14 protein-coding genes and 1 riboswitch are annotated in these 13,673 nt (G+C 46.9%); all 14 genes read left to right on the top strand.

Going from position 1 to position 13,673, the window contains the following annotated elements:
- Positions 1 to 71: 71 nt before the first annotated feature.
- Complete coding sequence (locus tag AB3N00_RS15625; RefSeq protein ID WP_413035440.1) at positions 72 to 1,016, top strand: copper amine oxidase N-terminal domain-containing protein; 945 nt, start codon at positions 72 to 74, stop codon at positions 1,014 to 1,016.
- A gap of 303 nt (positions 1,017 to 1,319) precedes the next feature.
- Positions 1,320 to 1,976, top strand: a complete 657-nt coding sequence (locus AB3N00_RS15620; protein ID WP_413035439.1) for a stage V sporulation protein AA — start codon at positions 1,320 to 1,322, stop codon at positions 1,974 to 1,976.
- A complete protein-coding gene (locus AB3N00_RS15615; protein WP_413035438.1) occupies positions 1,957 to 2,385 on the top strand; it encodes a stage V sporulation protein AB in 429 nt (142 codons plus the stop codon). The genes AB3N00_RS15620 and AB3N00_RS15615 overlap by 20 nt, the downstream gene beginning before the upstream one ends.
- Positions 2,386 to 2,471: 86 nt before the next feature.
- Positions 2,472 to 4,079, top strand: a complete 1,608-nt coding sequence (locus tag AB3N00_RS15610; RefSeq protein ID WP_413036046.1) for a spore germination protein — start codon at positions 2,472 to 2,474, stop codon at positions 4,077 to 4,079.
- A gap of 103 nt (positions 4,080 to 4,182) precedes the next feature.
- Complete coding sequence (gene lysA / locus AB3N00_RS15605) at positions 4,183 to 5,514, top strand: diaminopimelate decarboxylase (RefSeq protein ID WP_413035437.1); 1,332 nt, start codon at positions 4,183 to 4,185, stop codon at positions 5,512 to 5,514.
- Between the two features lie 208 nt (positions 5,515 to 5,722).
- Positions 5,723 to 6,154, top strand: a complete 432-nt coding sequence (locus tag AB3N00_RS15600) for a peptidylprolyl isomerase (protein ID WP_175395555.1) — start codon at positions 5,723 to 5,725, stop codon at positions 6,152 to 6,154.
- A 154-nt stretch (positions 6,155 to 6,308) separates the two neighbouring features.
- Positions 6,309 to 6,473, top strand: a riboswitch (FMN riboswitch).
- Positions 6,474 to 6,828: 355 nt separating this feature from the next.
- Complete coding sequence (gene ribD / locus AB3N00_RS15595) at positions 6,829 to 7,932, top strand: bifunctional diaminohydroxyphosphoribosylaminopyrimidine deaminase/5-amino-6-(5-phosphoribosylamino)uracil reductase RibD (RefSeq protein WP_413035436.1); 1,104 nt, start codon at positions 6,829 to 6,831, stop codon at positions 7,930 to 7,932.
- 46 nt (positions 7,933 to 7,978) lie between these two features.
- Entirely contained in the window at positions 7,979 to 8,647 is a 669-nt protein-coding gene (gene ribE, locus AB3N00_RS15590) for a riboflavin synthase (RefSeq protein ID WP_413035435.1), read from the top strand.
- Positions 8,648 to 8,687: 40 nt separating this feature from the next.
- Entirely contained in the window at positions 8,688 to 9,926 is a 1,239-nt protein-coding gene (locus tag AB3N00_RS15585) for a bifunctional 3,4-dihydroxy-2-butanone-4-phosphate synthase/GTP cyclohydrolase II (protein WP_413035434.1), read from the top strand.
- Positions 9,927 to 10,011: 85 nt separating this feature from the next.
- Positions 10,012 to 10,479: a 6,7-dimethyl-8-ribityllumazine synthase gene (ribE, locus tag AB3N00_RS15580; protein WP_095290516.1), complete on the top strand. Its 468-nt coding sequence runs from the start codon at positions 10,012 to 10,014 to the stop codon at positions 10,477 to 10,479.
- A 102-nt stretch (positions 10,480 to 10,581) separates the two neighbouring features.
- Positions 10,582 to 11,382 (top strand): segregation and condensation protein A, encoded by an 801-nt coding sequence (locus AB3N00_RS15575; protein WP_413035433.1) that lies wholly within the window; start codon positions 10,582 to 10,584, stop codon positions 11,380 to 11,382.
- Positions 11,351 to 12,016, top strand: a complete 666-nt coding sequence (gene scpB, locus AB3N00_RS15570; protein ID WP_413035432.1) for an SMC-Scp complex subunit ScpB — start codon at positions 11,351 to 11,353, stop codon at positions 12,014 to 12,016. The genes AB3N00_RS15575 and scpB overlap by 32 nt, the downstream gene beginning before the upstream one ends.
- Before the next feature lie 194 nt (positions 12,017 to 12,210).
- Positions 12,211 to 12,930, top strand: a complete 720-nt coding sequence (locus AB3N00_RS15565) for a DUF2953 domain-containing protein (protein WP_413035431.1) — start codon at positions 12,211 to 12,213, stop codon at positions 12,928 to 12,930.
- 189 nt (positions 12,931 to 13,119) lie between these two features.
- Positions 13,120 to 13,611, top strand: a complete 492-nt coding sequence (gene ytfJ / locus AB3N00_RS15560) for a GerW family sporulation protein (protein ID WP_413035430.1) — start codon at positions 13,120 to 13,122, stop codon at positions 13,609 to 13,611.
- Positions 13,612 to 13,673 lie beyond the last annotated feature (62 nt).

Genomic DNA, 13,673 nt, shown 5'->3' with positions numbered 1-13,673 from the left:
TCCTATCAGAAAGTATTTATTCTGCCGATAATGAAGGAGCATATATTTTTTTACTTCAGGAGGAATCGTCAATGAAAAAAACAGTCATCTTGCTAACCAGTCTGGTGCTAATGCTTGGTACCGCCGCAGGCACAACCTCAGCCAAACCGGGAAACACTCCAGCCGGACAATCAGGTAAAGAGGTATCGTCAAAAGCACCCAAAGACAAAGACACTCAAATTGAAGAGAAACAGACCGAGAAAGTCGAGTCTGCTGACACGGTCAGCACTGAAGAAGACAAAGTTAAGGATCCCTCAACATCGGAGACAGAGAATACAACCAACAATACAACCGAACCAGCCGAACCAACCGAATCCAAGAAAAAAGGCTCCAAAGGATACAAAGGTTTGCTAAATGCCATTCAACATGTGGAAGATAAACCGGCAGGTGCTGTACTAGCCGATATTTTGCTTACAAAATATGCGACTGAGCTGACGGACGAACAAATCAAAGAACTTGAAGCCATCATTGAAAAGGACAAGGCGTTGGAAACTGCAGCAGAAATGCTCGAAAAAAACGGTAGTGTGACTGACGCGGTGTATTTGCAGGAAGAGGCCATTAAAGCCAATTTTAAAAACCTGGACCTGTACAAAACAATGGGAAAACTCAATGAAAAGGCGGGTAAAAAGAATGGGGTGAAGCTGTATGTGAACGGGGAAGCTTCTGACTCCGAACCTTTTGTCAAAAAGGGCAACACGTTTGTTCCTTTTCGCGCCATAGCTGAGTCTTTGAAAGCCGAAGTGGCATGGAATCCCGAAGAACGCTCCATCATTGTTACGAAGGATGGGGTGAGCATTAAACTTGTGGTTGACAGTAAGACTGCAACAGTTAATGGCAAAAACGTCTCTTTGGATGCGCCAGCCACTATTACAAAAGGCAGTACTTATGTACCCGTACGTTTCATAAGTGAGGCATTGGATGCAACCGTGCAATGGGAAGAAGAAAGTAAAACCGTCGTTGTTTATGAAGAAGAATAATATTGGATGATTGTATTAAAATTCGACCAGAGAATCATATTTCATATATTCTTTAAGAAGCCTCCATTTTGGGGGCTTTTCGTTTATCAGGTTAGCCAGAAACTTCTGGTTGGCCTTTTTTTATGGTCGTTTTACGATGGGGGAGCCGGAAGAGCTTGGCGGCTTACCCTAGGATAACAGCGACCGATGACCGATCCATCCCGGAGCGCCCACAGGGTTTCCAACCTTTTTCCAACCCGAATGTAATAAATTTGCACATTCTTCAAATACTAACCTAAATTACGCAGTAAAGGAGTGTTTCGGATGTCTCTGACACCCACTCCAACGGTCTACATTCGTCTGCGCAGCCGTATTCGTATCCAGAGGGGCAGAGAGGTGAAGCTTGGTGATATCGCCCACGTGTTAACCTCTCCGGAAGACGGGGAAAGAAGGCTGCTTGAACTTGAACTGCTGCGCCCGGGACCGGAGGACGGCAATCTGATCCTGATTGATATTTTGCAGATCATACCTCAAATTCGGCGCATGTTGCCAGAGGTTACAGTTGAACTAATCGGTTCGGGCCATACGCTGGTTGAGGTGGTTGCAGGGAGTGGCAAACCTTCCAAATCCCTGTTCATCCTGGTCTGGTTGCTGCTCTTCTTTGGCTCAGCACTGACCATCATGAATTTTCATGCAGACGTAAACATGCAGGAAGTACAGATCCGCATTGTGGAGATGATTACGGGTCGCCGGGATGAGCATCCCTATTTGTTTCAGGTGGCGTACTCCATCGGGATCGGATTCGGTATGGCCGTATTTTTTAATCATTTATTTAAGAAAAAGTGGAATGAAGAACCCACTCCGCTTGAAGTGGAAATGTTCTTATACCAGCAAAATGTAGACAAGTTTGTCGTCATTGAAGAAACCGAACGAATGCACGAGCAGGAACGCGGGGAGATGAATGCCGATGAGCGTTCTTAACGGAGCAATTAGCATCGTACTCGGCATTGCAGGAGGAATTGCCGTAGGAAGCGGCGTGATCGCCCTCATTCTCGTGCTTGATATGATTCCCCGACTGGCGCAGCTAACGCGGTCCTATGACAAAACACATTGGTATGAAGGAGCATTGATCGGAGGGTCACTGGTCGGGACCATTGCCGATTTCTGGCACTGGAAAGTGCATGGAATATGGTTGCTTAGTCCAATCATCGGATTGTTTTGCGGGGTGTTCATCGGTTTGCTCGCTGCGGCACTGACGGAAGTACTGAATGTGCTGCCTGTACTGGCAAAACGATTGGGTATGAAATCGTATTTATTCGGACTGCTGCTAGCCATGATTCTGGGTAAAATGACAGGTTCCCTGTTCGACTTTTTTGTATATCAACGTTAGAACAAGGAAGCGAAGGAGGATGGAAAATGGATGTAAGATCAGACAATGCCGGGCACGATTCAGGTGAAGAAGTACCTGAAGAGCTGATGCACAAATCACCTTACGAAATTCAAAAGGAAGAGGAACAGCGGGCGTACGAAAAAAAGAAACAGGATGAGATGTCAGACAGCGTGGAGGAATCCGTACAATACTGGCAGGATAACGATGATATCTCACCTCGCATGACCGAAAACAAATATACGCTGAAACAGGTTCTGGGGCTTGGGGAGTCTTTTGACGTTAGTATGAGGGAAATGGTTCTGGGGGGCAAGCACGTCGGATTGCTGCTTTTAACCGGGTTTGCCAAGGACGGAATTTTGCTGGAAGTGTTAAAAAGGCTAACCTACCTTTCACCGGATCAGGTAACCGGACATGCGCTCAAGTCGTATTTTGAATGCTACATCCCTCATATTCAGGTGGAGAGAGTCGATAAGATGAGCGCAGTCATTAACAAAGTCCTTACGGGAATGAGTGCCATGTTTGTCGAAGGGGATCGCTCCGTATTGATCATGGATACACGGAGTTATCCGGTACGTTCTCCGGAAGAGCCTTCCCTGGAGAGAGTGGTGCGGGGCTCAAGAGATGGCTTCACGGAAACCCTTCTGACAAACGTTACTTTGGTACGCCGGAGAATACGGGACCCTGGATTAAAGTTCGAGATCATGCAGGTGGGCCGAAGAACCCAAACGGATGTCTGTGTGGTATATATCGATGATATTGTGGATAAGGTACAGGTGGATTCGGTTCGTGAAAAAATTAAACGGGTGGATATCGATGGAATACCCGCAGCGGACAAACAGCTGGAGGAAGCAATTATCAATAAAGGGTGGAATCCATTTCCGCTAGTTCGGTATTCGGAACGACCGGATGTGACGGCCTCTCATCTGCTTGAAGGAAGGGTTGTCATATTTGTCGACACTTCGCCAAGTGTAATGATTTTGCCTACAACCTTTTTTGACCTCTGTGAACATGCCGAAGAAAACAGACAGACTGCTTTTATGGGAACGTACCTGCGGTGGGTCCGCTTTGCGGGTATTTTAATCTCCCTGTTTTTGCTGCCACTATGGATGTTGATGGTGATTGATCCTGCGCTCAAACCGATGGGACTGGATTTTATAGGTCCACAAGAGAATGTGAAGCTGCCCATCATTTTGCAGTTTCTTTTAATTGAGCTTGGGGTTGATTTGCTGCGGATGGCAGCAGTTCATACCCCTACACCTCTGGCATCGGCCATGGGTTTGATTGCGGCAATTCTCGTCGGGGATATCGCCGTTAAGACGGGATATTTTGTGAATGAAGTCGTTCTCTACATGGCTATTGCGGCGATCGGTATGTTCGCCACGCCGAGTTATGAGCTTGGGCTTGCGAATCGGCTTGTGAGGCTGGCCCTGCTGATCGCCGTTGCCATTTTCAAGGTACCCGGATTTGTGGTCGGTACAACCTTGCTTATTTTGGCGCTCACCATACACCGGTCCTACAATTCATCTTACCTGTGGCCGTTCATACCGTTTAATGCAAAGGCTTTGGGGAACTTTTTGTTCCGGCTGCCACTGCTGGAAAGTAAAAAACGTCCATCGTTCAACAAGACACGCGACAACACAAAAATGCCTGACGATCCGGACGGTGAAAAGCGAAAAAGTAAAAAACACAAATGATCTGCCTAAAAATCCATTCTTCTCCCTGTCTAATTTGATATACTGGTGTAAAATCATTGGAGTAGAAACTATTCCAGTATATAAAAAGTGAGGAATGCTGATTATGTATTTACATGGTACAAGTAAAATAAATGCTCAAGGCCATCTGGAAATTGGCGGAGTAGATACAACCGAACTTAAAGAACAATTTGGAACACCACTGTACGTTGTGGACGAGCAATTGGTTCGCGACCGCTGCAGAGAATACATGGATGCGTTCCGTGCTTCCGGACTGGGTTTCCAGGTTGCTTATGCAAGTAAAGCGTTCTGCGTTATGGCGATGTGTGCTCTTGCTGCGGAAGAAGGACTCTCCCTGGATGTTGTATCCGACGGTGAATTGTTCACAGCTCTGCAAGCTGGATTCCCTGCTGAACGTATTCATTTCCACGGCAACAACAAAACACTGGAAGAGATCGAAATGGCACTTGATGCCGAGATCGGTTGCTTCGTTGTGGATAACTTCAATGAACTGCATTTGTTGCAGGCTGTAGCCGCAGAGAAAAATCGTCAGGTGAACATCTTGCTTCGTGTGACGCCTGGTGTTGAAGCACATACGCATGAATACATCTCTACTGGTCAGACAGATTCCAAATTCGGATTTGATATCGGTAACGGAACAGCGTTTGAAGCGATCGAGCTGGCTTCCAAGCAGTCCAACCTGGTTTTGTTGGGTGTCCATTCCCATATCGGTTCTCAAATCTTTGAGGTGGAAGGTTTCCAGATGGCGATTCAGCGCGTAGCTGAATTTGCTTCGAGTGTATACGAGCGTCTTAAAGTAGCGTTCAAAGTGGTTAACCTCGGGGGCGGGTTCGGTATCCGTTATACCGAAGGAGATACTCCGCTTGAAGTATCACAATACGTAAAAGCCATTACGGATGCAGTCAAAAATCATTTCGCCCAAATCGGTTACGATGTGCCCGAAATCTGGGTAGAGCCAGGCCGCAGTATTGTTGGTGAAGCAGGTACGACTCTGTACACTGTAGGTACCAGCAAAGATATCCCTGGTGTACGGAAATATGTTGCTGTTGATGGCGGAATGACAGATAACCCGCGTCCGGCATTGTATGAATCCAAATATGAAGCTGTACTTGCCAATCGTGCGAATGAGTCTGCTCAGGAGACCGTATCGGTTGCCGGCAAATGCTGCGAGAGCGGTGATATGCTGATCTGGGATCTGGACCTGCCTAAAGTTCAGAGCGGTGATTTGCTTGCCGTAGCCTGCACGGGTGCATACAACTACTCCATGGCGAGCAACTATAACCGGATTCGTCGTCCGGCGGTCGTGTTTGTTAAAGACGGCCAAGGTGATGTTGTTGTACGTCGCGAAACGTATCAGGATATCATCCAGAATGACCTCGTGCCTGAGCGTATTGCCAAGCAGCCAGTAACCCGTTAATTCATTGATTAATAATTTGAAGAAGACAAAAAGGACATTCCTCTTTGTCTTCTTTTTTGGTTTTAAGGGCATTTTCTCAAAAAATCTGCTGATTATTTTGCGATCAATCCCATTTCGGTGTACACTAAGAAAAGTGCTATAAAGCTTGGCTCATGCCATGCGTTCTGGCACCATTAACGATGGTCAATACGAAAGGAGTCATTTACATATGGCGAAACAAGCGAAAATCAAAATGGCAAACGGCGGAGAAGTTCTGATCGACCTGTTCGATCAAGAAGCTCCAAACACAGTGGCAAACTTTGAGAAACTGGCAAACTCCGGTTTCTACAACGGACTTGTATTCCACCGCGTTATCCCGGGCTTCGTAGCTCAAGGCGGTTGCCCTAACGGTTCCGGTGCAGGTGGCCCAGGCTACACGATCAACTGTGAGATCAACCCGAACAAACATGAGCGCGGAACGTTGGCTATGGCGCATGCAGGACGTAACACAGGCGGAAGCCAGTTCTACATTTGCTACCAACCACAGCCGCATCTGGATGGACAACATACCGTATTTGGTAAAGTAACCAAAGGTATGGAGTTCGTAGATGCTTTCGAAGGTCGCGACAAAATGGAAACTGTTGAAGTCGTAGAAGTTTAATCGTTATCTTTGCATAACAAGAAAGAGCCGTTTCGTTTTGAACGAAGCGGTTTTTTTGCATTCTCTAGCTTATTAAAAGTTAGTATGTGACAAAAAGAAACAAAAAACAATTGATTTTTTGGCGTTAAAGTGCTAACATCCAATTAATAACGCAACGATCCTTCAGGGCAGGGTGCAATTCCCTACCGGCGGTGATGCATAGTGTAAGGATATCAATCCAGCATCTGGTGCAAAGTCCGTGACCTGTCTGCCTGTGGCAGATGGCTGATCTGGTGTAATTCCAGAACCGACAGTATAGTCTGGATGGGAGAAGGAGAGGGTGCAGCCCTAATGGACTGCATTCCGCAGATGTGTTGCTGCACCAGAAGTCTATTTCTGTGCAGGGAGAGTCGGTTATCCCGACATTTTCCGTACATATGCCACATCATAGAAGCTCTTTACCTGTAAATGAAGTTCATTAAGGTATGTGTCTGCTTTCACTTGCCTGAAATGGAGTTTTGGGCAAAGTGCTGTTGGCAATCGTATCAACGACATCCTGCTGGTGACACATGTCTCTCATCATCCCCATCGAACGATTGTTCGGGTGGGGATTTTTTATTATGGATATGGTACAACCGCCTCTCTGCTGGAAGGGAGGTCTCTAACTTAAGATACTAACCGTGGGGTGAACGGACTTGGAAATGATCAATGATGAATTTTATATGGGGCTTGCGTTGGATATGGCAGAACGGGCACAAGGACAAACAGGAATTAATCCTGTCGTTGGTTGTGTAGTTGTAAAAGAAGGCAGGGTCGTGGGTCTGGGGAGTCACCTCAAACGGGGTACAGGCCACGCAGAGGTACATGCACTGAATATGGCAGGCAATGATGCCGAGGGCAGTACAGTTTATGTAACTCTGGAACCTTGCAGTCATTATGGCAAAACGCCGCCGTGCAGCGAACGTCTGATTCACGAAAAAGTGAAGCGAGTCGTGGTGTGCTGTGAAGACCCTAATCCGCAGGTATCCGGCAGAGGGATCAGCATGTTGCGTCAACAAGGCATTGAAGTCGAAGTCGGTGTTTTGCGCGAACGCGGAAGACGTATGAACGAGAAATTCATTAAATACATTACCACGGGTCTACCGTTTGTTACCTTAAAAACAGCATCTACACTGGATGGCAAAATTGCCACCCGCAGTGGAGACAGCAAATGGATCTCCAACGAACCAGCTCGCGAAATCGTGCATGCGCTGCGTCATCGTCATCAGGGCATTATGGTTGGCGTGGATACAGTTATTGCAGATAACCCAGAGCTCACCACCCGTCTTCAAGTGGAAGGGATCAGCCCTGTACGAATCGTTGTGGATTCCAAGCTGCGCCTTCCTGTAGGGTCGAAAATGGTCAAGGACGGACTTGCACCAACGTGGGTGCTTACGACGGATGAGGCAAGCGCTGAGGCGGCCGAGCGTCTGGAAGCCTACGGCGTGGAAATTATACGTTGTGGTCCAGGACCAAGAGTGGATTTGCTGAGTGCGCTCAGCAAGCTGGGCGATCGAGAGATTGGTTCCATCCTGCTTGAAGGCGGCGGCACATTGAACGGTGCGATGCTGGAAGCGAAATTGGTGGATCGGCTGCTGATGTTTATCGCTCCCAAAATTGTGGGCGGGTACGATACACCGGGCAGCTTCCGATTCGAAGGTGTGGAACGCATGAGTCAAGCCATCCAATTGAATCAGCTGGAAATCGAGCAAGTTGGAGATAATATCAGTATTGGTGGAATTCCTGTCTGGCCTGAATAACGGAAATAAATTTGCAAGATAGAGACAAGCATAAGGAGGCGGCAGCATGTTTACCGGTTTGGTGGAAGAAGTCGGTCAGATTCGGCGTATTGGTCGAAAAGGCGAAGCAATGGTCCTGAACATCGGAGCTTCCGCCATCATGGATGATTTGAAGATAGGCGACAGCGTATCTGTGAACGGAGTATGCCTAACAGCAACGACTTTGGAAGGTGGAGGATTCACCGCCGATGTCATGCCTGAAACCTATCGGCATACTAATCTCAGCCAGCTGCAATCCGGGAGCAAAGTGAATCTGGAACGGGCGATGCAGTCAGGAGGCCGTTTTGGCGGACACATTGTGCAAGGGCATGTGGATGGCACGGGAGTGATCGGCAGTATCACACGTGACCAGAACGCTGTTGTATTTGAGATTAAACCGGACGACCATCAGTTGTTTAAATACTTGATTCCCAGAGGATCGGTAACACTGGATGGTATTAGCTTAACTGTGGTGCAGACGACACAAACTTCGTTTACCGTTTCGATTATTCCTCATACCATTGGGGAGACTGTTCTTCAAGTGAAAAAGCCGGGCGATACCATTAATATTGAATGTGATATTTTGGGGAAATATGTGGACCATCTGCTCCAGTACGGCAAAGGTCATCCGGAAACCGGTGGAGGCAAACCGAAAAGCATTAGTGAGGAATTTCTGGCCAACCACGGCTTTGCATAAATGAAGGTATACATTTTATAGAGAGACTGGAGGGGAACTTATGTCAGATCAATCCATACTTGATCCCATAGAGGAAGCCATTTACGATTTGATGCGCGGGAAACCCGTTATCGTTGTGGATGATGAGGACCGGGAGAATGAAGGGGACTTTATTGCACTGGCCGAGAAGGCTACGCCTGAAGTGATCAACTTCATGATTACCGAGGGCAGAGGTCTGGTGTGTGTTCCCATTACACAGCAGCGTGCTGATGAGCTCAATCTGAAACCGATGGTACAGCAAAATACAGACTTCCATGGGACGGCGTTTACGGTTTCCGTGGATCACAAGGACACCACAACAGGCATTTCTGCACATGAACGCTCCATTACGGTGAAGGGTCTAATTGATCCGGAAGCCAAAAGCAGTGATTTCCGCAAGCCGGGTCACATGTTCCCGCTAATTGCAAAAGACGGCGGGGTGCTCCGTCGTGCCGGACATACGGAAGCAGCGGTCGATCTCGCCATTATGTGCGGTTCCTATCCCGCAGGCGTGATCTGTGAGGTTATCAAGGAAGACGGAACTATGGCCAGACTTCCCGATTTGCAGGAGATTGCCCGCAAGCATGACCTGAAGCTGATTAGCATACAGGACATGATTCGTTACCGTAATGAGAAGGAGCAGCTGGTTCAACGTGAAGTAGCTGTTCGCATGCCGACGGATTTTGGTGAATTTCAGGCTGTTGCGTACACGAATGCAGTAGACAACAAAGAGCATGTGGCGTTGGTCAAAGGTGAAATTGATTCTTCCAAACCTGTGTTGGTTCGCGTTCACTCCGAATGTCTCACGGGCGATGTATTCCATTCTCACCGCTGCGATTGTGGGCCGCAATTTGATGCAGCACTCAAACAGATCCATGAGGAAGGCAATGGTGTTCTGCTCTATATGAGACAGGAAGGCCGCGGCATCGGACTGATCAACAAACTCAAAGCTTATAAGCTGCAGGAAGAGGGTCTGGATACTGTGGATGCTAACCTGAAACTGGGGTTTGCTGCTGATCTGCGGGATTACGGCATAGGTGCACAGATTCTGAAGGATCTCGGCGTTCGCCAAATTCGTCTGTTAACGAATAATCCCCGCAAAATCAAAGGCCTTGAAGGTTATGGTCTTGAAGTGGTGGAGCGTGTTCCCATCCAGATGGAAGAGAACGAGGATAATACGCTTTACCTGCATACCAAGCAGGCGAAGCTGGGGCATATGTTGAAGTTCGATGATATCGAACAGAACGAAGAGAAAAACTAATCTTTTTCTCATGTAATTTATGGAAAAATAAATGCTCACAAATCGGTTAATTACATTACATTATACATTAGAGGAGATGACTTAAATGCCGAACTTTTTTGAAGGACATTTGGTATCGGAAGGTTTAAAATATGGAGTGGTTGTAGGACGGTTTAACGAATTCATCACAAGCAAATTGCTGAGCGGGGCCTTGGATGCTTTCAAACGTCATGGAGTACAGGACAGTGAAGTGGATGTGGCTTGGGTTCCAGGAGCATTCGAAATCCCTTTGATCGCGCAGAAAATGGCGGAGAGCGGCAAATATGACGCTGTCATTACACTGGGAACCGTTATTCGTGGTTCAACTACTCATTATGATTATGTGTGCAACGAAATGGCAAAAGGTGTTGCTGCGATTAACCTGAAAACGGGAGTACCGACGATCTTTGGTCTGGTTACAACAGAGAATATCGAACAGGCGATTGAACGTGCTGGTACGAAGGCTGGCAACAAAGGTTGGGATGCTGCCACGGCGGCAATTGAAATGGCGAACTTGACGAAACAGCTAAAATAGTGCTTATTTAATGTAGTGCCCTGCTTTGCGCAGACGAAATCGGGAGACCGGATTCGGCGGCTTAGCGGGGTTTTGTATTTTTCTGGCGGGAGGATTCGTCTAGTGACGGTAGTTACATATAAACTGGAAACTTTTGAAGGGCCTTTGGATCTGCTGCTTCATCTGATCGATAAGGCAGAAATTCATATCCAGGATATTCCTATCAGCGATATTACCGATCAATATATGGCGTATCTGCATTCGATGCAGGAACTGGAGCTGGATATTACAAGCGAATTTTTGGTAATGGCAGCAACGCTTCTGTCCATCAAGAGCAAACTTTTACTGCCCAAACCACCGGTGATTGAAGACTTTGAGGATTATGATTATATGGAAGAAGAAGATTATGATCCACGTGCGGAGCTGATTGCACGTCTGATAGAATATCGCAAATATAAGGGGATTGCCCGTCATCTGCATGAGCGGGAATGGGAACGGAGCCTTATTTTCTCCAAAGAGCCGGAGGATCTGAGACCGTATATGCCTGTCGAGACCCAAACGAATCCGGTAGAGGGTTTGCATACTTCGGATCTGATTGCCGCTTTTCAGAAGGCACTGCGCAAGGCTGAGAAGCGTACGACGGTTACTCGCATCCAGCGGGATGAGATCTCGGTGAAAGATCGTATACGCGATGTAGTTGGGGCTTTGGAGAGTATGGGGCCTGGAGGAAGGTTGTTGTTTTCCAAACTGCTGGATGATCAGATTTATCGGCATGAGATTGTTGTAACTTTTCTGGCAGTACTGGAGCTGATGAAGATGAAACAGATCGTCTGTTATCAGGAGCGGATGTTTGAGGATATCGTTATGGAGTGGAGAGGGGAAGCAAGGAATCATGGATTTTCCGAAATTGAAGTCGATTATTGAGGGGCTGCTCTTTTTGTCCGGAGAGGAAGGTCTAAGCATTAAACAAATTGCCGAGATCGTGGATCAGCGGGTAGAACTGGTATCAGATGCAGTGGAGGAAATGATCGCTGACTTCGTGAACCAGGGGAGAGGTGTTCAAATCCTCAAAATTGCGGGAGTGGTCCAATTAGGGACATTACCTGAGCATGCTGCGTATTTTGAAAAACTGGCATACTCCCCTGCACGGACCTCGTTATCTCAGGCTGCACTTGAGACACTGGCCATCGTTGCTTATCGTCAGCCTATTACACGTGTAGAGATCGAGGAGATTCGCGGTGTAAAATCCGAACGGGCCATCCATACACTGGTCAACAAGGATTTGATCGAGGAAGTAGGACGAGCCGAGGCAATTGGACGACCTATTCTGTATGGAACAACCAAGTCGTTTCTGGATTATTTCGGTTTATCTTCAATTAAAGATCTTCCGGAACCAGGCTTGTTTGAGGATTCGGAGAATCTGGAAGAAGAGACTCAGATGCTGTTTAACAAGCTGGACGGTCAACAGTTGGATTCGGGAAGCACCGACCAGAACGATGTTGATGATGAACATGGTGAGAACAACCATGCGGTTTATGATGAGAATCTGGACTCATAAAATGGGATGGCAACCATTGAACACTGAAAAACTGGTACCTTTATAAGGGAACCGGTTTTTTTTGTATCCTTGTATCTTGAATAACCTGGAAAATGGGTCTTCGAGAATGGAATTTTCAGGTCACCCGTGAATTATTTCCTATATAGAGTGCCATACTAGACTTGTAAAGAATCGAGGGCTTGGAGGTAAGGCCTGTGTGGATTTGGCTTGGAGGGATCGGCTTGTTTGCCGCACTGCTGCTTGCCGCTGTTCTCATCTCGAATGTTCATGTGCATTTTACGTTCCGTAAACATAAAAGCGATGATTACGCCCGGATCAACGTTCGTCTCCTCTATGGAATTGTTCGAATTAACTATGAAATACCCAGCATCGTCTTTCGGAACATGAAAGAAGGTTTTCTGGTGAAAACTGAACAGCATGTGAATCATACGCATAGAGGAGCAGAGGGGCAAGAGCGTATCAACAAACGTAAAGTCCAAAAGTGGGCAAAAGAAGTAAAGATCATGATGAGGGCTACGGATGCGCTCAAAATTTGGATTGAACAAACGCTAAGCCGTGTACATATGACCCAGTTGTCCTGGTCCACACGAATAGGCATCGGAGATGCAGCTTATACAGCGATTCTCACAGGCTGGGTATGGAGTATCAAGTCCATTATTATCGGATTTTTGTCGTATCAGATCCGATTTAAACGTACACCCGTGCTTGAAGTAATTCCTGTTTGGGAAGATGAGATGGAGTTTCAAACGGAGCTGGATTGCAGATTGAAGATTCGTATTACGGCGGTTATGTTGGCAGGGTTGAGGCTAATGACACGGGTTCTGGAAGTAGAAGGTGGATGGCGGATGTGGCTGAGAATTTTACGGGAACAACGGCGGAGACATAAACAAAAACTAAAGGGACAACACGGATGATGTGGAAAGGTCAGTAATCATACTGTAATTTGGTTACTGTTGTGCTGATTAAGCAAGTAGATTTGCAATCATGAGTACTGGGTGCTGTTTCCTTCGTTGTTCTGCTCTCGGACTTACATAGTCTGTGCAGGTTTGGGGATGATATGGTTAGATCAAACCTAGTTCAAATTGAAACTGGAGGGAATTCAAATGTCAGATCATCCAATTCAAGGCTTAATGGAAACCGCAATGGAGAATATCAAGGCCATGGTGGATGTTAATACCATTGTTGGCGATCCGGTTGAAACACCTGATGGAACCGTCATTCTGCCCATCAGTAAAGTAGGGTTCGGATTTGCAGCTGGAGGCAGTGATTTCCATGTGAATGAAGGAAAAAGCAAAGAGGGTAGTTCCGGGTCCGTTACAGGAGCAAAAACAGAAAGTTCTCATTCCGCAAACGTTGCTTCTCCTTTTGGTGGGGGCAGTGGCGGTGGTGTATCCATTCGTCCAATTGCTTTCCTTGTCGTTGGAAAACAAGGCGTGCATATCGTACCACTGGATAACTCCACTCATCTGTTTGAGAAACTCATTGATTCCACACCTTATGTTCTTGATCGAATTCAGGGCATGTTCCAGCGTAATGCTACACAATCGAATGGGACCGAAGCGCAACATACTCCGGACCATACCACTTACAGCTAAAGTGAGTTTAACCTGGATCCCTTATCACAGCACGTTTGTGAAAGGGATTTTTGCTGTTTTTG

Origin of the sequence: Paenibacillus xylanilyticus (assembly GCF_047246825.1) — a bacterium.
Taxonomy (GTDB): domain Bacteria; phylum Bacillota; class Bacilli; order Paenibacillales; family Paenibacillaceae; genus Paenibacillus; species Paenibacillus xylanilyticus_B.
Note: the sequence above shows the minus strand (reverse complement) of the source record. Positions and strands in the feature narration are given on the sequence as shown.

Coding starts and splice junctions, on each gene's coding strand:
- AB3N00_RS15625 (WP_413035440.1), top strand. CDS start 72: ATGAAAAAAACAGTCATCTTGCTAACCAGTCTGGTGCTAATGCTTGGT.
- AB3N00_RS15620 (WP_413035439.1), top strand. CDS start 1,320: ATGTCTCTGACACCCACTCCAACGGTCTACATTCGTCTGCGCAGCCGT.
- AB3N00_RS15615 (WP_413035438.1), top strand. CDS start 1,957: ATGCCGATGAGCGTTCTTAACGGAGCAATTAGCATCGTACTCGGCATT.
- AB3N00_RS15610 (WP_413036046.1), top strand. CDS start 2,472: ATGCACAAATCACCTTACGAAATTCAAAAGGAAGAGGAACAGCGGGCG.
- lysA (WP_413035437.1), top strand. CDS start 4,183: ATGTATTTACATGGTACAAGTAAAATAAATGCTCAAGGCCATCTGGAA.
- AB3N00_RS15600 (WP_175395555.1), top strand. CDS start 5,723: ATGGCGAAACAAGCGAAAATCAAAATGGCAAACGGCGGAGAAGTTCTG.
- ribE (WP_413035435.1), top strand. CDS start 7,979: ATGTTTACCGGTTTGGTGGAAGAAGTCGGTCAGATTCGGCGTATTGGT.
- AB3N00_RS15585 (WP_413035434.1), top strand. CDS start 8,688: ATGTCAGATCAATCCATACTTGATCCCATAGAGGAAGCCATTTACGAT.
- ribE (WP_095290516.1), top strand. CDS start 10,012: ATGCCGAACTTTTTTGAAGGACATTTGGTATCGGAAGGTTTAAAATAT.
- scpB (WP_413035432.1), top strand. CDS start 11,351: ATGGATTTTCCGAAATTGAAGTCGATTATTGAGGGGCTGCTCTTTTTG.
- ytfJ (WP_413035430.1), top strand. CDS start 13,120: ATGTCAGATCATCCAATTCAAGGCTTAATGGAAACCGCAATGGAGAAT.